16 protein-coding genes are annotated in these 19888 nt (G+C 42.8%); 9 read left to right on the forward strand and 7 right to left on the reverse strand.

All coding sequences use genetic code 11. The features are described from left to right. Positions 1-5: 5 nt before the first annotated feature. Both msbA and DQN58_RS06505 read right to left on the reverse strand, forming a co-directional pair. Positions 6-1754, reverse strand: a complete 1749-nt coding sequence (gene msbA, locus DQN58_RS06500) for a lipid A ABC transporter ATP-binding protein/permease MsbA (RefSeq protein WP_032998121.1) — start codon at positions 1752-1754, stop codon at positions 6-8. Between the two features lie 44 nt (positions 1755-1798). Next, positions 1799-4228, reverse strand: coding sequence for a DNA internalization-related competence protein ComEC/Rec2 (locus DQN58_RS06505; protein ID WP_006717932.1), 2430 nt, complete (start codon positions 4226-4228; stop codon positions 1799-1801). Between the two features lie 292 nt (positions 4229-4520). Between DQN58_RS06505 and dksA the strand changes: the two genes are divergently transcribed. The 3 genes from dksA to folK all read left to right on the forward strand — a co-directional run bounded on the left by dksA (position 4521) and on the right by folK (position 7030). After that, positions 4521-4958 (forward strand): RNA polymerase-binding protein DksA, encoded by a 438-nt coding sequence (gene dksA / locus DQN58_RS06510; RefSeq protein WP_006717934.1) that lies wholly within the window; start codon positions 4521-4523, stop codon positions 4956-4958. A gap of 115 nt (positions 4959-5073) precedes the next feature. Beyond that, complete coding sequence (pcnB, locus tag DQN58_RS06515; protein WP_006717936.1) at positions 5074-6531, forward strand: polynucleotide adenylyltransferase PcnB; 1458 nt, start codon at positions 5074-5076, stop codon at positions 6529-6531. Beyond that, the gene (gene folK / locus DQN58_RS06520) at positions 6524-7030 is read left to right on the forward strand and encodes a 2-amino-4-hydroxy-6-hydroxymethyldihydropteridine diphosphokinase (protein WP_006717939.1); all 507 of its coding nucleotides are present in this window, start codon (positions 6524-6526) and stop codon (positions 7028-7030) included. Before pcnB ends, folK begins: the two co-directional genes overlap by 8 nt. Positions 7031-7169: 139 nt before the next feature. On the opposite strand, the gene pta is transcribed toward folK, so the two are convergent. Next, on the reverse strand, positions 7170-9305 hold the full coding sequence (pta, locus tag DQN58_RS06525) for a phosphate acetyltransferase (protein ID WP_006717941.1): 2136 nt from the start codon (positions 9303-9305) through the stop codon (positions 7170-7172). 71 nt (positions 9306-9376) lie between these two features. Next, positions 9377-10579, reverse strand: coding sequence for an acetate kinase (locus tag DQN58_RS06530; RefSeq protein ID WP_006717943.1), 1203 nt, complete (start codon positions 10577-10579; stop codon positions 9377-9379). Positions 10580-10872: 293 nt separating this feature from the next. Here DQN58_RS06530 and yfbV point away from each other — a divergent pair, with 293 nt between their 5' ends. The 4 genes from yfbV (at position 10873) to DQN58_RS06550 (ending at position 14704) form a co-directional block, all read left to right on the forward strand. After that, positions 10873-11316 carry a terminus macrodomain insulation protein YfbV gene (gene yfbV, locus DQN58_RS06535; protein WP_006717944.1) on the forward strand — a complete coding sequence of 148 codons (444 nt, stop codon included), beginning with the start codon at positions 10873-10875 and terminating at the stop codon, positions 11314-11316. 177 nt (positions 11317-11493) lie between these two features. Beyond that, complete coding sequence (locus DQN58_RS06540; protein ID WP_006717946.1) at positions 11494-12039, forward strand: CvpA family protein; 546 nt, start codon at positions 11494-11496, stop codon at positions 12037-12039. Between the two features lie 13 nt (positions 12040-12052). Further along, complete coding sequence (purF, locus tag DQN58_RS06545; protein ID WP_006717947.1) at positions 12053-13564, forward strand: amidophosphoribosyltransferase; 1512 nt, start codon at positions 12053-12055, stop codon at positions 13562-13564. A 177-nt stretch (positions 13565-13741) separates the two neighbouring features. After that, positions 13742-14704 carry a hypothetical protein gene (locus DQN58_RS06550; protein ID WP_006717949.1) on the forward strand — a complete coding sequence of 321 codons (963 nt, stop codon included), beginning with the start codon at positions 13742-13744 and terminating at the stop codon, positions 14702-14704. A 135-nt stretch (positions 14705-14839) separates the two neighbouring features. Here DQN58_RS06550 and moeB read toward each other — a convergent pair whose 3' ends face one another. Together moeB and moeA are read right to left on the reverse strand one after the other, a co-directional pair. Further along, positions 14840-15568: a molybdopterin-synthase adenylyltransferase MoeB gene (gene moeB, locus DQN58_RS06555; RefSeq protein ID WP_006717951.1), complete on the reverse strand. Its 729-nt coding sequence runs from the start codon at positions 15566-15568 to the stop codon at positions 14840-14842. Positions 15569-15583: 15 nt separating this feature from the next. Then, complete coding sequence (gene moeA, locus DQN58_RS06560; RefSeq protein ID WP_006717953.1) at positions 15584-16798, reverse strand: molybdopterin molybdotransferase MoeA; 1215 nt, start codon at positions 16796-16798, stop codon at positions 15584-15586. A 192-nt stretch (positions 16799-16990) separates the two neighbouring features. Here moeA and folE point away from each other — a divergent pair, with 192 nt between their 5' ends. Next, positions 16991-17647: a GTP cyclohydrolase I FolE gene (folE, locus tag DQN58_RS06565; RefSeq protein ID WP_006717954.1), complete on the forward strand. Its 657-nt coding sequence runs from the start codon at positions 16991-16993 to the stop codon at positions 17645-17647. A 113-nt stretch (positions 17648-17760) separates the two neighbouring features. Here folE and dacB read toward each other — a convergent pair whose 3' ends face one another. Next, positions 17761-19179, reverse strand: coding sequence for a serine-type D-Ala-D-Ala carboxypeptidase (dacB, locus tag DQN58_RS06570; RefSeq protein ID WP_006717956.1), 1419 nt, complete (start codon positions 19177-19179; stop codon positions 17761-17763). A gap of 183 nt (positions 19180-19362) precedes the next feature. On the opposite strand from dacB, the gene greA reads away from it, so the two are divergent. Next, entirely contained in the window at positions 19363-19839 is a 477-nt protein-coding gene (gene greA / locus DQN58_RS06575) for a transcription elongation factor GreA (protein ID WP_006717958.1), read from the forward strand. Positions 19840-19888: the final 49 nt, after the last annotated feature.

Here is a 19888-nt window from a genome sequence, read left to right on the forward strand (position 1 = left end):
GTTAATTATTGACTGAACTGCATGCCGTGTAATTGTTTATATGCACCGCCTTGTGCCAATAGGGCTTGGTGGTTGCCGCGTTCTTTAATTTGTCCGTTTTCAATGACAAGAATTTCGTCCGCTTTTTCAATGGTGGATAAACGATGCGCGATCACCAAAACGGTACGATCTTTTTGAATTTCTTCCAATGCGGCTTGAATCGCACGCTCGGATTCCGTATCTAAAGCCGAGGTCGCTTCATCTAAAATTAGCACCGGTGAATTACGCAATAAGGCACGAGCAATAGCTAAACGTTGGCGTTGACCGCCGGATAAGCTGGCGCCATTTTCACCGATAACGGTATCCAACCCATTTTCTAAATGTTCGATAAATTCCATTGCGTGTGCCGCTTTTGCTGCGTTGATGATTTCTTCACGGCTATATTTATCTTTTGCTGCATAAGCGATGTTATTGGCGATGGTATCGTTGAATAAGTGCACTTGTTGTGAGACGACAGCGCAATTTTCGCGTAAATCCGATAGGCGATAATCTTGAATATTCACGCCGTCTAATAGAATTTCACCTTGGGTGACATCATAGAAGCGGGTTACTAAATTCGCGATGGTAGATTTACCGGAACCGGAACGCCCCACTAATGCCACAGTTTTGCCATGGGGAATGTGGAAAGAAATATTATCCAAGGCAAGTTCTTCTTTGCCCTCATAGCGAAAGGTGACATTTTTAAATTCAAGGTCGCCTTTGACATTGTCCGCTTTATGCGTACCGGTATCTTTTTCCGTTTCCATATCTAAAATACCGAACAAGGTTTGACAGGCTGCCATACCACGTTGGAATTGAGCGTTGACGTTCGTTAAGGATTTTAACGGACGCATTAGCGCAAGCATGGAAGAGAAAACAACGGTAAATGTCCCCGCACTTAAGTTTTGATCCATGATGGAAGGGAAACTCGCGAGGTATAACACGGCGGCAAGGGCAAACGAGGCAATGATTTGCACCACAGGATCGGCAATGGCATCTGCTGCAGTCATTTTCATGCCTTTACGGCGCATATCATTGCTGACGTGATTGAAACGTTCTTCTTCAATAATTTGGCCACCGAAAGAAAGAACCACTTTATGCCCTTTTAACATTTGTTCTGCCGTTGAGGTTAAATCCCCCATGGAGTTTTGCATGTTACGGCTTAAATTGCGGAATTTCTTCGATACCATGCTGATTAAGATACCGATGATGGGCCCGATAACAAAAAGCACCAAAGAGAGTTGCCAGCTGGTATAAAGCATGACGCAAAGGAGAGAAATTAAATAAGCCCCCTCACGCACGATGGTAATCAATGATCCGGAAGAGGCATTGGCGATCATTTCGGAGTCATAAGTGATACGGGAAAGCAGTTTTCCTGCAGCATTTTTATCAAAAAAGCTGACCGGCATAAACATTAAATGTTTGAATAAACGCCGACGCATGGTCATCACCACTTTACCGGAAACCCAAGCCAAGCAATAGTTGGAAATAAAGCTGGACACGCCGCGTAAGATAATGATTAACACAACAAAGACAGACATGTATTTCAAAAATGATGCGTCTGCTTTACCAAAGCCCTCATCTAATAAGGGTTTGAGTAGGAAAATTAAGCCGGAGTCGGTTAGAGCGTTGAGAATTAAGGCAACAGCGGAAACAATCAAACCGGCTTTATACGGACTAATCATTGGCCACAGACGCTTGAAGGTTTGCATAGTAGAAAGATCTTGATCTTGCATAATAATTTCTGTCTTTGGGTCAAAAATAATGGCGCATTGTACCTTTATTTGCCCTTCAAGCCAATTAATCTGCGATACCATGGCGAAAATTCCGCCCGTGCAGTTTGAATTTCTATTTTATTTTCATGAAATAATAAAGTAATTTGACCTGTTTCTGCCGTATTGTAACTTTGCGTACCTTGCTGTTTTAGCCTTGCCATCACATCACCGTTCGGAAAATGCCACGGATTCCAACGCCCGCTGGAGATTAACGCTATATCCGGCTGTGTGTGGCGCACTAATGCCTCTCCTGTCGAGGTTTTGCTGCCATGGTGTCCCACTTGTAGTACGTGGATTTTATCTAGCTTGGGTAAAATTTTGTATTCCACGCTGAGATCGGCATCGCCTGTTAGTAAAATATTGTATTTACCATCCGTTAATAGCAGCGTGCAGGAATCGGGATTTTCCGCACGGGACACGATGTTGTTGGGAGAAAGTACGGTAAAGTGTAATCCCTGCCATGTCCATTGTTTGTTGGCAAGGCAAAAAGTGCGGTCGTTTTCTTCCGTGTTTTTTTCGCCATAACGTTTTTGCGAAGCGGTGGTCAGTTGAATGTCGGGATAAGCGGCCAACATCGCGCGAGCACCGCCCGAATGATCGTTGTCATCATGGCTTAAAATCAGCCATTCCAACTGAATGCCTTGTCGCTGTAAATAAGGCAGAATTTCTAACTGCGCCATACTGCCGCCTTCCCAACTCGAGCCAGTGTCGTATAGCACGCCTTTGCCATCTTTCACGATCAAGGTGGCTAGCCCTTGCCCCACATCTAAGGTATCCAATTGCCAATTTGGGCGGGAAAGGTAGTGGTGCGCTAATGTAGTGTTGCAAAAAACAATCAATCCGCAACCTAACCCGTAAATTGTCTTTTGTAAGGGAAAGCTTAAGGTGCGTTCAGCAGCGAGGTGAAATCCCTTTAAACGAGTGAGTTTTGCTAATTCCAATGTAGAAGAGAGAGGTTTCTGGGGTTTATAAACGTAATATAGCAAGCCTAAAAACAGGCAGGTTAAAACAAGCGTAATCCATAAACTGTGGGGAATAGAAATAGCCAGCCAATGATCCTGCAACGGGGCTAAAAGTGCGGTGATTTTTTCTGCCAGATCATTGGCAAGCCACCATGTATTCCAGCTGCCTTGGGTGAGCACAGCAAACAGTACCAACGGTACTAAAATGAAGCTATAAAGTGGCACGGCAATAAGATTGGTAATAAAACTGTTTAAGGAAATGCCATTAAAAAAGAACAATTGAATCGGCGTGAATAACCAAAGCAAACCAAGTTGCAAATGAAATAAACCGAAAACATACCGCACTTTTCTCCAGTGAGTATGAGTAAGCGGCTTGCCGCGCCAGTGTAATAAGGACAGCGGGAAACATTGATACCAAACAATTAAACAGGTGACTGCGCCCACTGATAGCCAAAAACTGGTGGAAAGCAATATGAGCGGATCGATAAAAATCAGTAGTGCGACCACTCGCAATAACAGTTGCCACACTGTCCAATGCAGTCTTAAATGCTGAATAGCGTAGAGTAAAGCGAGGGCAATTATGGCGCGTAGCGTGGGGATTGCCAGTCCTGCAAGTTGACTATAAAGCAGGGCTAAAATCATGCCGCAGAAAATTGGAAAGGTTGGGGTGATGTAATGGGTTGGAAACGTAAATTGGAGTAAGCGCGCCAAGGCAAAGCCTAACATCATCGCCAGACCGATATGTAATCCTGAAATAGCAATCAAGTGTGCTGTGTTAGTTTTTTGATAAATTTGCCATGTGGCGTTTTCGAGCCATGCCCGTTCGCCAAAACCTAGAGCCAATAACAACCCTTGTTGAGATAAATTTTCTATTTGTTGTCTTGCCTGATGTAACGCCGTTTGTCGCCACGAAAAAAACTGTTCTATTTTGACCGCACTTTTCACTTCTGCCCACGCAGTGATGCGTTTACTGAAGTACCATTGTTGCCGATCAAAACCATCCTTATTGAGTCGAGAAGATATAGGGCGTAGGCGTAAGTCTCCCACATAACGTTCACCAATATTCACGTTTTGTTTAAGTTTCCAATTGGCGTAGAGACGTTGTTCCGGCCGGTTATCCGCGAGCTTCGCACGGAGGATTAAGGTTTGATATTGTTGCTGATGTAGGATCTCTTCCACGATAAATTCGGTATGAATAGTTTTCGGCAAATGGGCAATGTTGTCCGCTTGGTTCAGCAACTGTATTGCCGGCTGATGTACATAAGCCAGATTGAGCGTGAACAAAAGTAGCCAAAGAAGCGAGTATTTCGTTTTATGACAGGATAAACCTCGGGCAAGCAAAATGAGCGGACATAAAAGAAGGGATAAATAAAGTGCCGTTTGCCAAGAGACTAAAAACCTATCGGGTAAAAACACCAAAGTGATACCGCTTACAATTAAACTTCCCGCAAATTTATCTAACGAAACACCCACATTTTTTACCGCACTTTTGTTCCATAGGAAGACTATGGAAGAATTGTGAAAGAGGGAAAATACGCTTTCAAAAATATTGGAATCTGAATCACAAAATTAAAAAAAATCCTTAGAATACTGAATGGATATGCAAATATTATTTGATAAATAGGGTGAGTTCTGCTATTTATACGCCTTCAAAATTTGGCTCCATTTTTTAATCGGTTTTACTTTTGGGTAGTAATCATATTAAGCGCCACTGATTGTGGCCTTAATACTATGAAATGGATGAATTTTTTATTAGGAGATACACATGAGTAAAGCGTCTTTAAGTTTATTGGCTTTAGCCGGCGTTGAGCCTTACAAAGAAAAGAAAGGCGAAGAATACATGAATGAGCACCAAGTGCTACATTTCAAAAAAATCCTTCAAGCCTGGCATGATCAAATTAGAGATGAAGCTTCTCGGACCGTTGCTCATATGCAAGATGAAGCGGCTAACTTCCCGGATCCGGCTGACCGCGCAACACAAGAAGAAGAGTTCAGTTTGGAATTACGTGCTCGTGATCGTGAACGCAAATTAATGAAGAAAATCGAAAATACATTGAAAAAATTGGATACAGACGATTTCGGCTATTGCGATTCTTGTGGCGTGGAAATTGGGATTAAACGCTTAGAAGCGCGTCCGACAGCAGATTTGTGTATCGACTGCAAAACATTAGCGGAAATTCGCGAAAAACAAATGGTCGGTTAATTCGACTAAAAATAGATAAAAGTGCGGTCAAAAAACACCTTATTTTTCGACCGCACTTTCACATTATTTTTCTGATAAACGGAGATCTCTTATCTTTACCTATATTAAAAATCTTTTGAGCAAGAAAATCAAAAAACATCCTGCTGCTCAAAATGACATTAAAGCCTCACCTAAAAGACCCTCTATCACAGTGACTGAACCTGTAAAAAACAAGGCTCAGGGTTCATCCCACAATAAAAGAAACACACCTAAAAAAGATTTCAAACATAGCATTAAGGCATCCGCGCATGGCATTACGCCACGTATGTTTAATCGTAACGCATTGACGGTGGTGGAAAAATTGCAACGTCAAGGGTATGAAGCCTATGTGGTCGGTGGCTGTTTGCGCGACTTATTGCTCGGTAAGAAACCGAAAGATTTTGATGTGGCGACCAATGCGCGTCCGGAACAAATTCAAGCGGTTTTTCAACGTCAATGCCGTTTGGTTGGGCGACGTTTCCGTTTGGCGCACGTGATGTTTGGCCGTGAGATTATTGAAGTGGCGACGTTTCGCGCCGGCCATGCGGAGCATCATAATGAGAAACTAGCCAAGCAAAGCGAAGAGGGCATGCTATTACGCGATAACGTGTACGGCACCTTGGAGCAAGATGCGGAACGCCGTGATTTCAGCGTAAACGCGCTGTATTACAATCCACAAGACAACACGTTGAAAGATTATTTCAACGGTATTGAAGATTTAAAAAACGGTAAATTACGTTTAATCGGCGATCCCGTTACTCGTTATCAGGAAGATCCGGTGCGCATGTTGCGCTCCATTCGCTTTATGGCGAAATTAGAGATGTTCTTAGATAAACCAAGTGAAGCGCCAATTAAATCCCTTGCCCATTTACTCAAAAATATTCCACCGGCACGTTTATTTGAAGAAAGCTTGAAGTTATTGCAAAGCGGGCATGGTGTAAAAACATATCAGTTATTGCGTCAATATGGCTTATTTGAACAACTGTTCCCGTTGTTGCCAACGTATTTCACTGAGCGTGAAGACAGCATGGCAGAAAAAATGATTTTGCGTGCGTTGATCTCCACTGATGAACGCGTGGCAGATAAATTACCGATTAATCCGGCGTTCTTATTTGCCGCATTCTTCTGGTATCCATTGCGTGAAAGAGTGGAAACTCTAAAAAATGAAGGTGGTTTGAATAACAATGATGCCTATGCTTTGGCCTCTAACGATTTGCTGGATGTGTTATGTAATGCGTTAGCGGTGCCACGTCGTCATACCACGGTCATTCGTGATATTTGGTCGCTACAGTTGCAGTTCTTAAAACGTACGCCGAAATCTGTGCAGCGAGCTATCGAACAATCAAAATTCCGTGCGGGCTTTGATTTATTAGTGATGCGCGCAGAAATTGAGGGCGGTGAAGCCGTTGAATTGGCGGCATGGTGGCATGAATATCAATTTAGCAACGAAAGCCAACGACAAGATTTGGTGAAAGAGTTGCCGAGTCAGCCGAGAAAACGCAAATATCATCGTCGAAAACGACATCATTCTGCGAAAAAGGCTAACCATGGATAAGGTGTATATTGCCTTGGGAAGTAACCTTGCTAATCCTCAGGCGCAACTGATTTCTGCATTAAAGTCGATGAATCAACTGCCAGGCTCAAGATTGGTGGCAGTGAGTTCTTTTTATCAAAGTAAGCCTCTTGGCCCACAAGATCAGCCGGATTATGTGAATGCCGTGACTTGTTTGGAAACCTCACTTGCGCCTCTTGCATTGTTGGATGAATTACAACGCATTGAATATGAACAAGGTCGTGTGCGTCTGCGTCGTTGGGGAGAGCGTACATTGGATTTGGATATTTTGCTTTACGCCGAGCACATTATTCAGTCTGAACGCCTGACAGTGCCACATTATGATATGCACCAGCGTGAATTTGTGATTATTCCGTTGGCAGAAATTGCGCCTCATCTTTCGTTGCCAAATGGGCAATCAATTCAAACGCTTGTGCAGAAATTTGCCGATCATCAAATGGTGATTGTGAAACACAAAAATGAAATCCACCTCAAAAACTGACCGCACTTTTCACTTTGAATAACAGGTTATTTAGACAAAAAGAACGAATTTGTTAATTCAATCCTTTCGGTAAATAAAAAGGCTTTCATCACGAAAGCCTTTTCTTTTGCACGAAAGTGCGGTGTGTTTTTCAAGCGTTTTATTGTGTTGCTTGAATTGCCGTTAATGCAATGGTGTACACAATATCATCAACTAACGCACCACGGGACAAGTCGTTCACCGGTTTGCGCATACCTTGGAGCATCGGGCCGATAGAAACAAGGTCGGCGGAACGTTGAACCGCTTTATAGGTGGTGTTACCGGTATTCAGATCCGGGAAGATGAATACGGTGGCTTGACCGGCAACCGGAGAATTTGGTGCTTTAGAACGAGCCACATCTTCCATCACCGCGGCATCGTATTGTAATGGACCATCGATGAGTAAATCAGGGCGTTTTTCTTTCGCAATACGAGTCGCTTCTTTTACTTTTTCAACGTCTGCACCGCTACCGGAAGAGCCGGTAGAATAGGAGATCATCGCCACTTTCGGTTCGATACCGAAGGATTTCGCTGATTCGGCAGATTGAATCGCAATTTCCGCGAGTTGTTCTGCGGTCGGATCCGGGTTCACCGCGCAGTCACCGTAAACCAATACTTGATCCGGTAACAACATGAAGAAGATGGAAGAGATAATGGAGCTGCCCGGTGCGGTTTTGATAATTTGCATCGGTGGGCGAATGGTGTTGGCTGTGGTGTGAACTGCGCCGGATACCAAACCGTCAACTTCGTTGGCTTCTAACATCATGGTGCCAAGTACAACGTTATCTTCTAATTGTTCACGCGCCATGGTTTCTGTCATGCCTTTGGCTTTACGTAATTCCACTAAACGCGCGACATAGTTTTCACGCACGCTTGCCGGGTCAACAACCGTAATACCTTTGACTAATTTCACACCTTGAGATTCAGCAACGCGTTTTACTTCTTCAGGGTTGGCTAACAAGATACATTCTGCGATACCGCGTTCGGCACATAAGATGGCTGCTTTGATTGTACGTGGTTCATCGCCTTCCGGTAAGACGATACGTTTATTCGCCGCACGTGCTAATTCCGTTAATTGGAAGCGGAATGCCGGTGGTGATAGACGACGTAAACGGCTTGAAGCTTCAACTAATCCGTTAACGAAGGCGGCATCTAATTTTTCGCTAGTATAGCGTTTGATGTTTTCAATGCGCTCTTTATCGTCAACCGGTACTTCAAGGTTAAAGTTTTGTAGGCTTAAAGCCGTTTGCCAGGTGTTGCCTTCAATACGGAAAACCGGCAATTTTTTGTTTTCAAAAACATGCTGACAAAGTTTGTTGATTTGTGGATCTAATTTGTAACCGCCGGTTAATAATAAACCACCGATTTCAATACCGTTGGATACCGCAAGTGCCGCTGCCACGATCACATCCGGGCGGTCAGCAGAAACCACGAGTAAGCTTCCGGCACGGAAGTGTTCCACCATATTTGGCAAGCTTCTTGCACAGAAAGTGATACCGCGAATACGACGGTTTACATCGCCTTCATTAAGAATGGATGCGCCTAAATGTTTAATTAAATCAATCGCACGGGTTGCAATAAGATCAGCAGACCATGGGATACATGCCAGTAAGTTGAGCTGGCTTTGTGCGAATAATTTTACCAACTCGGATTCGCTGTTGTGGCTGTGTTGGAAAGAATCGAAAATTTCGCTTAAATCTGGGCGGGTTCTGCCGGATTCATCCACTGGCGCATTGAATTTGTTCACGATCACGCCAAGAAGATTTTTATTGCCTTGACCACCGAACAGAGAAGCAGCTGCTTCTACACGTTCTTTTAATTGTGCTGGCGTTTCTGTGGCCGGTGCCGCAACTAATACGATTTCTGCATCAAGTGCTTGGGCGATTTCGTAGTTAATGCTATTGGCAAAAGAATGTTTGCGGGTTGGAATCAAGCCTTCCACAATGACAATTTCATTGTTTTTAGCAAGGCGTTGGTGATTTTCAACGATTTTTTCTAATAAAACATCAGATTGATTTTGACCGATCAGCGATTCTGCCACGCTTAGCATAAACGGCTCAGCCGTTTCTAAACCGGTGCTGGTGCGCACGATAGAGGTTGTGCGGTCGATAATATCTTCACCGGTATTTGGTTGAGAAATAGGTTTCATGAAACCGACTTTGGCACCTTTTTGTTCAAGTGCGTTGATTAAACCAAGACTTACGCTGGTTAAACCCACGCCGGTGCTAATCGGAATTAAAATAATAGTACGAGACATAATTTACCTTCGATTGGAATAGAGGATTAAAAAGAAACTGCCGAATAAATCGGCAGTTTATAGATTCCGTTTTAGATGCAAAGACGTGCGGTGTCTTGTGCAATCACTAATTCTTCATTGGTTGGAATTACCATGGCGATCGGTGTGTTATCAGCGGTAATCACGCCTTCTTTACCAAAACGGGCGGCCAAGTTTTTCTCATTATCCAATTTGTAACCGAATAATTTTAAGTGTGCTAAGGTGAGTTCGCGTACGTGCGCAGAGTTTTCACCAATACCGCCGGTAAAGACGATGGCATCCAAACGCTCACCGATAACGGCCATGTAAGAACCGATGTATTTCGCTAAACGGTAGCAATAAACATCTAATGCGCGTTTTGCCGGGATTTCTTTGTCGTAGTTGTCTTCGGCATAACGGCAGTCACTGGTGACTTCGGTTAAACCAAGCAAACCGGATTTTTTCGTTAAGGTGGTGTTGATTTCTTCAACGGACATGCCGAGGGTGTCGTGCATGTAGAAAACGATAGCCGGGTCGATGTCACCACAACGGGTACCCATGACTAAACCTTCTAACGGGGTTAAACCCATAGAGGTATCGATACATTCGCCATGACGAATTGCGGATACGGAACCACCGTTACCTAAATGGCAAGTGATCACGTTTACTTTGTCTTCTGCGACGCCTAAACGTTTTGCTGCTTCACGGCTGACATAATAGTGGCTTGTACCGTGTGCCCCGTAGCGACGAACACCGTGATCGCGATATAAAGAGTAAGGTAATGCGTATAAGTACGCTTCTTCCGGCATGGTTTGATGGAATGCAGTATCAAATACCACCACGTTTTTCTCTTTCAAATATGGGAAGAGTTTGAATGCTTCTTTGATACCGATTAAGTGTGCTGGGTTGTGCAATGGTGCAAATTGAATTGCATCTTCAATGCCTTTAACCACTTCATCGGTAACGATAACAGAGGATGTGAATTTTTCGCCGCCGTGTACGATACGGTGACCGATAGCAACAACGCCTTTTTGTAATTCAGGATCAAGCGAGAAAATGTTATTGACAACAAAATTTAACGCTTCGGCGTGAGCGGCGCCGGCACCTAAATCAGCCTGTCCTTTTTCGCCGTGTAATTTCCATTTGATACGGGCTTCAGGTAAGTAAAACGCTTCGGCTAAGCCGGACAATTTTTCTTCGCCGGTGGCAGGATTCAAAATAGAAAATTTTAGTGAAGAACTACCACAATTGAGGATTAGGACTAATTTTTCAGACATAAGCGACCTATACTGGTTTGAGTTAAACAAAATTCGTTCAAATATTGAACGAATAATAGAAAATTAAACTGCCATAGGATACACCTTTCATTCTTTAAAATAAATTCTCAACGACAAAAAATGCGACTTGAATCAAAAAATTTAGCAAATTTTTTACATTTGATAAGTGATTCATTTTCCCCGAAAAAAGAGACTACCAAAGAAGAGGTGGTTATGTAGAAAATTAAAAAATAGATTGGTTTATGGTATGTTGAGCAACCTTCATTCAGATTAAAACTAAGGATAAGCATGGGATGGGTTTTTATCGCACATTAAAAGTAGGGCAACAATATTTAAATATTTGGCCTTTAGAACCAAAGTTAGGCGCTATTTTCCCCGAGAATCGCATTATTAAAGCAACCTTATTTGCTCAGAAAATGATGCCGTTTCTCGCGGTATTATTTGTAGTGTGGCAACAAATTTATGCGCGTGGCGACAACATGGCGCTTGCTGTTGCGGTGTTAAGTGCTTTATTTGCGTTATGCTTGCCTTTACAAGGCTTTTATTGGTTGGGCAAACGTGCACAAATGCCATTATCACCTCAAAGTGCGGTGGGTTTTCAACGCGTTTTTGAAAAATTGAGAGAGACGCATGATACCTTGCCTTCTTTCCCCGACAAGCCCACTTATTTGGATTTGGCAAAGTTACTGAATCTTGCTCAGAAAAAATTACCCCGTGATTTTTGGCAGGAGCTTTAATTCCTCGATTTTTTCTATATTCCCAAACATAACAATGGTATAGTGACGCCCCTTTGCTTCTTTGTGCAAAAGGGCGTTTTTTAGCGTGTAAATTTTTGCGCAAACGTTTTCGTTTTTTGCTAGAATAGCGCCCGTTGCAAATAGAAGTGTCTTTTTCAACACTTTAGAGATGATTTGATGATTGATTACATTATTATCGGCATTATTGTTTTTTCCATTATTGTCAGCTTATTACGCGGTTTTGTCCGCGAAGTTATGTCACTAGCCAGTTGGATTGTGGCATTTTTTATTGCAAGCCATTTTTATGTGTATTTGGCGGGTTTGTTAACCTCTATTGAATCCCTGTATATCCGAAATGGTGTTGCCATTGCTATCTTATTTATTGCCTCATTGATTGTTGGCGCTATCGTGAATTATGTATTAGGTCAGTTAGTGGATCGCACCGGCTTAAGCGGGACGGATCGAGTACTTGGTGCTTGCTTTGGGCTATTACGTGGCGTGCTCATTGTAGCGGCAATTTTATTTTTCTTGGATACGTTCACCGCGTCAAATCAAACTGATTGGTGGAAAGAGTCAAAATTAATACCGCACTTTCGTTTTGTGGTGGATTGGTTCTTTCAACAGATACAAGCAAATTCCAGTTTTTTAAATTCAACCTTGAATTTGGAGCAAGTGACTACGCCGGCTTCAAATCCAATCCCAACTTCAACTCAGAATCAGTAGAGGAACAACGAGCATGTGCGGTATTGTCGGTATTGTCAGTCAAACCCCGGTAAATCAAGCAATTTATGATGCCTTAACCGTTTTACAGCATCGCGGACAGGATGCGGCAGGTATCGTCACCATTGATGACGAAAATCGCTTTCGTTTGCGTAAGGCGAACGGCTTGGTGAGTGATGTGTTTCAACAAGTGCATATGTTGCGCTTGGCGGGCAATACCGGTATCGGTCATGTACGCTATCCGACAGCAGGAAGTTCCAGTGTCTCTGAAGCCCAGCCGTTTTATGTGAACTCACCTTATGGTTTAACCTTGGTACATAACGGCAATTTAACAAATTCTGTCGAATTGAAGGAAAAACTCTTCAACCTTGCCCGCCGTCATGTGAACACCAATTCCGACTCAGAACTTTTACTGAACATTCTTGCGTATCATCTCGATCAACCTCAAAAATACGCGTTAACACCGCAAGATATTTTTAATGCAGTGAAACAAACCCATGAAGATATTCGCGGTGCGTATGCCTGTATTGCCATGATCATCGATCACGGCATGGTGGCGTTTCGTGATCCTCATGGTATTCGTCCTTTAGTGTTAGGTAAACGTGAAGAAAACGGCAAAACCGAATACATGGTGGCTTCCGAAAGTGTCGCATTGGATGTCGTCGGTTTTGAATTCATGCGTGATGTGGCACCGGGAGAGGCAATTTTTATTACCTTTGATGGTGAACTATATGCTGAACAATGTGCTGACAATCCCGTGTTAACGCCGTGTATTTTTGAATATGTGTATTTTGCCCGCCCGGATTCCTGCATCGACGGTGTTTCGGTATATGCTGCCCGCGTGCATATGGGACAACGTTTAGGGGAAAAAATCGCCCGTGAATGGCAAGATATGGACATTGATGTGGTGATTCCTGTGCCGGAAACCTCTAATGATATTGCCTTGCGTATTGCTAATGTATTGAACAAACCTTATCGCCAAGGGTTTGTAAAAAATCGTTATGTCGGCCGCACATTCATTATGCCGGGGCAAGCGCAACGCGTGAGTTCTGTTCGTCGCAAATTGAATACCATTGCTTCTGAATTTAAGGGCAAAAATGTGTTATTGGTGGATGATTCCATTGTGCGTGGCACGACCTCTGAACAAATCGTGGAGATGGCTCGCGCTGCCGGTGCGAAAAAAGTGTATTTTGCTTCCGCTGCACCGGAAATTCGCTATCCGAACGTGTATGGTATCGATATGCCAACGCGCAGCGAATTAATCGCCTATGAACGTAATACTGACGAAATCGCCAAACTTATCGGCGTGGATAAATTGGTGTTCCAAGACTTAGCGGATTTAACCGGTTCAGTGCAACAAGAAAACCCATCCATTAAAGCATTTGATTGTTCCGTGTTTACCGGTTGTTATGTGACCGGTGATATTACCGAAGACTATTTGGATAATATTGCTGAACAACGTAACGATGCGGCAAAGAAAAAACGCGAAAAGGATTCCTCGAATCTTGAGATCCATAACGAGAGATAAAGAGGCTTCTATTTATCAAAACAAACGGCGCCTAATGCGCCGTTTGTTTTATAGAGAAGGCAGCAAATAAGAAATTTAATAGAAACGTCATTTACCTGTGGATTTTTTGTGACAGGTTTGTCGTAAATCGCATAAGATAGGGTGAATACGGCATTGATATAAGTAAAGGAGCTATATATGAAAAAATCCTCTTTGTTGGCGGCATCGGTTTTTATCGGTTTGTTACCGTCCTTCGATGTTTTGGCTGAAGAACAGGAAAAAACATGGGTAGATGAACAACATCAAGAGATACGCACCAAATTGCGTGGTTGGGCGCATACGATGGATGAGTGGATGGGAGAGCCAGATCCCAATCAGCCTGCGACTGCCGGCTTGCGTATCATGTTGGATAGCCAGTGGAATCATTACGATCACTTTTCTATGAAACCACGTGTCCGTGGGAAAATTCGCCTACCGACGTTGAAAAAACAGCTGAGTTTGGTCTTCGGGGATGAAGATTTAGATAATGAATCACGAGACAAAAACCACATGGGTAAGGTTTATAACCAGCCATTGAATAAAAATAAACATTATGATCGACGTCAAACTCGGGAAGATAATGCTTCAGTGGGTTTACGTTGGTCTGACTCTATTAAAAAATTAGGCATTGACACCGACATTGATCTGGGTATTCGTTCCGGTAGCGATATTTATTTGCGCTTTAAAGCAGGAAAAGAATGGCTTATTACTGATCGTTTCTCTACCAGATTGGAGCAAATTTACCGCTACGGAACCAATAGTAAACATTATTTGCGGACTAACTTTGAAAACAAGTATCGGACCTCTCATAATACCTTTATCGCTAATCAGCTATATTTGCAGTCCGAACATGATATAGATGAGAAAAATTCTTGGGGGAACAGTTTTTATCGTCAACACGACTTCAATAATTATAAACGGCTAAATTATGGCATTTTTATTGGTGGTGATATCGATAATAAACAATTTCATATTAACCAATACGGCCCATTTATTACTTGGCGTCAGCCGATTTTGCGTCAGTGGTTTTTTATTCAGCCTGAATTGAATTATTACAATGATAAGAATCAGGATCGCCGCCATCATATCGGTGCATTTTTACGTTTAGAAGCCATCTTTTAAAATTGGTGATTGATTATGGTTGAAATAGAGAGGGTAAAGTGCGGTGGATTTTGAAGGTATTTTTTAGAAAAGCATAATTGAATATTTAAACAATTTCATGGCGGCACGCATTTTCCGTTGCGTGCTGCCATTATTTTACATACTGCTATTTGGCAATTTGACTTCTCTTACCGACATGGTCATTCCATCAATCAATAACAATCTGCCGCATAAATTCTTGCCGATTTTTAACCGCACTTTGATGGCTTCTAAGGCTTGAATAGAACCAACTAAACCGACAATCGGTGCCAATACGCCGGCTTCTACACAGCTTAACGCGTTGTCGCCAAATAAACGGCTGAGGGTGTGATAGGTTGGCGTATTGTCTTCATAAGTGAAAACAGAAACCTGTCCTTCCATACGAATAGCCGCGCCGGAAACCAGCGGAATTTTATGGGCGGCGCAAGCCGTGTCTAATTGATTGCGTATGCTGACGTTATCGGTACAATCCAACACCACATCAAATTTGCCAACCAAGTCGTGAAGTTGCTGTTCATCCAATAATTGATGAATTGTCTTGATCTCAATATGTGGATTTAAACGTTGCAGGGACAGTTTCGCCGATTCCACTTTCGGCATACCAAGGCGACTGTCATCATGCAAGACTTGGCGCTGCAAATTAGATAAATCCACGGTGTCGAAATCCAACAAGGTTAAATGCCCCACACCGGCAACGGCTAAATATTGGCCGGCAGCACAACCTAATCCACCGAGACCGACAATCAGCATTTTGCTACCTTTTAATGTTTCTTGTCCGTCAAAATCAATGTCTTTCAACACGATTTGGCGGTTGTAACGCAATTCTTCTTGATGGCTTAATTCCATAGCAAACCCAATGTATTAGCGTAATAAATCGTTGAAAGGCTCAATGGTAACGGTTTCACCCGCGGTAACGTTGCCGCGTTCTTGTTCTAACACGATAAAACAGTTGCTTTTGACAAAGGAGCTAAACAAATGCGAGCCTTGGAAGCCTACCGGTTGTACTTCAATTTGACCTTGTGCATTGAGTTGATAGAAACCTCGTTGGAAATCCAAGCGTCCCGGGGCTTTTTTTAAGTTGGTTGAGGTGATGGCAGATAAACGCATCGGCGCTTTCCATTGGCTATAACCGCTCAACTTGGCAATTGCCGGTTGTACTAATTGGTAGAAAGTCACCAAGGCCGATACCGGGTTGCCCGGTAAACCACAGAACCACGCTTTTTCTAATTTTCCGAAGGCAAACGGTTTGCCCGGTTTAATGGCGATTTTCCAGAAGTTGATTTTGCCGACTTTTTCTAAAATATGTTTGGTGAAATCCGCTTCGCCCACAGACACACCGCCACTGGTGATGACCAAATCTGCTTGTTGTTGTGCGTCTAAAAAGGCTTTTTCAAATTGCGCCTCGTTGTCCGGTAAAATACCGAAATCCAACACCTCACAATTGAGTTTCTCTAACAACAGTTTTACGGTGAAACGGTTCGTGTCATAAATTTGACCGGCTTGTAACGGTTGACCGACCGGAACCAGTTCATCGCCGGTAGAAAGCACCGCTACTTTTAAGCGTGGGAAAACTTTGACTTTTTCGATGCCGAGAGAGGCGAGCAATGGCAAAGAAACGGCATTGAGTAATGCACCTTGTTTTAACACCACATCGCCCAGTTTCACATCTTCACCAATGCGACGAATGTTTTGACCTAATTTAGGCAGGCTGGTAAACGTCACCGTGCCATCATCGTTTACTTGAACCTCTTCTTGCATTACTACCGCGTCAGCGCCTTGCGGAATCATCGCTCCGGTCATGATTCTGACCGCACTTTGTGCCGTCCATTCTCCTTCAAAAGGCGCACCGGCAAAGGCTTTTCCGGCAACAGAGAGAGTCATGGATTGTTGTAAATCTGCCAACCGTACTGCATAACCGTCCATCGCGGAGTTATCGAAAGAAGGAACATTAATCGGAGAAATAACATCTTCAGCACAAATACGTTGGCTGGCTTGATGTATTGGCAGCGCCTCCGTACATGTCGGAGAAGGAAGTTGATTTAACATTTGTTCAAGTGCTTGGGATAGCGGCAACATACGGAATCCTTGTAAGAATAAAAAAGTCCGCTCATTATACTCGGGCTTTTGGATGTTTCAAAAAATACTTGTAAGAGAACAGGTTGAAACAGGTTTTAAATAAAACTTTTCATGGAGGCTAGTCATTATCTTCATTTTATTATTGCTGGTGATTTTGTTAAAATGCGGCATTATTTTTATTGGGAGCAGTAAATGAACGATATTTCACCTGAAGCAGAGAAAGTCCGCACGGCGCTGGTTCAGAAAGGAATTGAAACACCGATGGCGGTGTTGAATGAAACAAAAGATGAACGCCGCACAAAAATTGAACAATACATGCGGGAAGTTTTGCGTTTAATCGGTTTAGATTTAAATGACGACAGTATTGAAGAAACCCCGTCACGTCTTGCAAAAATGTTTGTGGATGAAATCTTCAGTGGTTTGGATTACGCTAATTTTCCTAAGATTACCAATATTGCTAACCGCATGAAAGTTAGCGAAATGGTGTTGGTGAATGATGTCACATTAACCAGTACATGTGAGCATCATTTCGTGACTATCGACGGTAAGGTTTCTGTGGCCTATTACCCGAAAAAATGGGTTATCGGTTTATCTAAAATTAATCGCGTGGTGTCTTTTTTTGCTCAACGCCCTCAAGTACAAGAGCGTTTAACAGAGCAAATTTTATTGGCATTCCAAACGATTTTAGAAACAGAGGATGTTGCCGTGTATGTGAAAGCGACGCATTTCTGTGTGAAATGCCGTGGCATTAAAGACGCAAATAGTTATACCGTCACTTCTGCCTTTGGTGGCGTTTTCTTAGAAGATCGTGAAACCCGTAAAGAATTTTTGAGTTTGATTAATAAATAATCTTGCGACGGATTCGTCGGTCGCTCAATTAAATTAAAAGTGCGGTGGATTTTAGAGGCGTTTTAAAACGTTTGAAAAATCCACCGCACTTTTTTTAGTTTTAGTCGGTTACATTAATCTTGATAGAGCGCGTTATACACGCCGCTTTCAAATTGCACTAGCGGTGCACGTTTGGTTTTGCTTTCTAAATCGCCGGTAGAATATCCATTGATGAATTGTACGAATGCCACTTTTTCCCCTCGCGCGTTGGTGAGGTAGCCTGCCAAGTTATACACGCCTTTTAACGCCCCGGTTTTGGCTATCACATTTTTTATTAACGGCGGATTGATTAAGGAACCACGTCCGCTCAAGGTGCCGTCCACACCGGCAATCGGGAAGGTGTCCAGCAAATGTAATTTGTCTTCATTTTTGGCGATGTAATCCAATACCTGCAACATGGTTTGTGGAGCGACTAAATTATGGCGGGAAAGCCCGGAACCGTCAGCAATAATACTGTTGCCAAATTTAATGCCTACCTGTGATAACACGCTTTTCATGGCTAATGTACCCAATTGGAACGATGCCGGGCGTTTATATTTATGATAAGCGATAGTACGGAATAAGGCATCGGCAATTTGGTTATCGGATTTTTTCATCATTTTTTTGATGAGTTCAGGCAGTGGTTTAGAAAGGTGCTGCGCTAGAACTTGTCCTTGCTGTTGGCGATAGGGCTGTTGCACTTGACCGTTAAATTCAATGTTCAGGCGTTTTAGCTGACGTTGAATAATCGCCGCAGCGTAAGCATCAGGATCTTGTACGGCAAAACTCAATCCAAAAGGCTTGGCTTGGCGCGCTAAACAACCTTTCACTTGATAGCGGTTATTGTCGTGTACCACCGCATCTAATTGACAATAGCCGACTTCCTCTTTACCAGCTACATAGACCTGTCCGAACACTTGAATTGGGTATTGTGACGGCACGTTAAATTTGACTTGTTGTCCTTCCGGCAGGTTTGCATCAATATCTACATAGAAGCAGTTATTATCAATGTTTACCGCAGCTGGAGGGGAGTTAAAACACATGGTCAGATCGTTCCAAATCCAACCTAAACCGCGATCATGACCGGTAAACACAGAGGTATCCAAAATCAGATTGCCGGTAATTTTATTGATGTTTTGTTTTTTTAATTCTGCGAATAAGTTGAATAATTGTCCGCTGGTGAGATCAGGGTCTCCTGTGAAACGTACGATTAAGTCGCCGTTGAGTTGACCATTTTGCACTTTTCCGTTGGTTAAAAGTGCGGTCTGAAATTTAAATGAATCGCCGAGCGCTAATTTTGCCGCCAACGCGGTGAATACTTTTTGTGTACTGGCGGGTAACATGAAGGTTTGCCCTTGGTAGTCGGCGACAATCTTATTTTGATTAATGTTTTTGGCGATAAAAGCCAAATTTGCACCCTCAGGTAGTTTGTCGAGGTAATTGTTTACATCAACATTGGCAAAAGTCGAAGTGGTTGCTGTTAAGCCAAGGAGAAAACAGATTTTTTTGAACATACGAAATGAGTAAAACTGACACATAATTTAGACTTGAGGTTGCTATTTTTTTTCAGGCGAACAATAATAGTACGCGAATACGCGGGAGTAAATGCTTTTCTCCCTCTATAACGGATTAATTTATGCTGTGGAATCCTTGGGATTCCACGGTTTTTCTTTTGTTTAAATTTAGGGAAAAGAAGAATGCAACAAATTCCAATGACCGTTCGTGGCGCGCAATTATTGCGTGAAGAACTGGATTATTTGAAGAATGAACGTCGCCCGGAAATTATCAAAGCCATTGCAGAAGCACGTGAACATGGCGACTTAAAAGAGAATGCGGAATATCATGCAGCGCGTGAACAACAAGGTTTCTGTGAAGGGCGTATTCAAGAAATTGAAGGTAAACTCGGTAACAGCCAAGTCATTGATGTCACCAAAATTCCTAATAATGGGAAAGTGATCTTTGGCGCAACGGTGGTGTTATTTAATACCAATACAGATGAAGAAGTGACTTATCGTATTGTGGGCGATGATGAAGCCGACATTAAAAACGGGTTGATTTCTGTGAATTCGCCGATTGCTCGTGGTTTGGTGGGTAAAGAAGTGGACGATGTCGTCAATATCACCACACCGGGTGGCGTGGTTGAATTTGAAATTATTGAAGTAGAGTATGTGTAACTTTTTTCGCTATCAATAACAAAAAAGGCAGTTAAATAACTGCCTTTTT

It is taken from the genome of Aggregatibacter segnis ATCC 33393 (genome assembly GCF_900476035.1).
In the GTDB taxonomy this organism is placed as follows: domain Bacteria; phylum Pseudomonadota; class Gammaproteobacteria; order Enterobacterales; family Pasteurellaceae; genus Aggregatibacter; species Aggregatibacter segnis.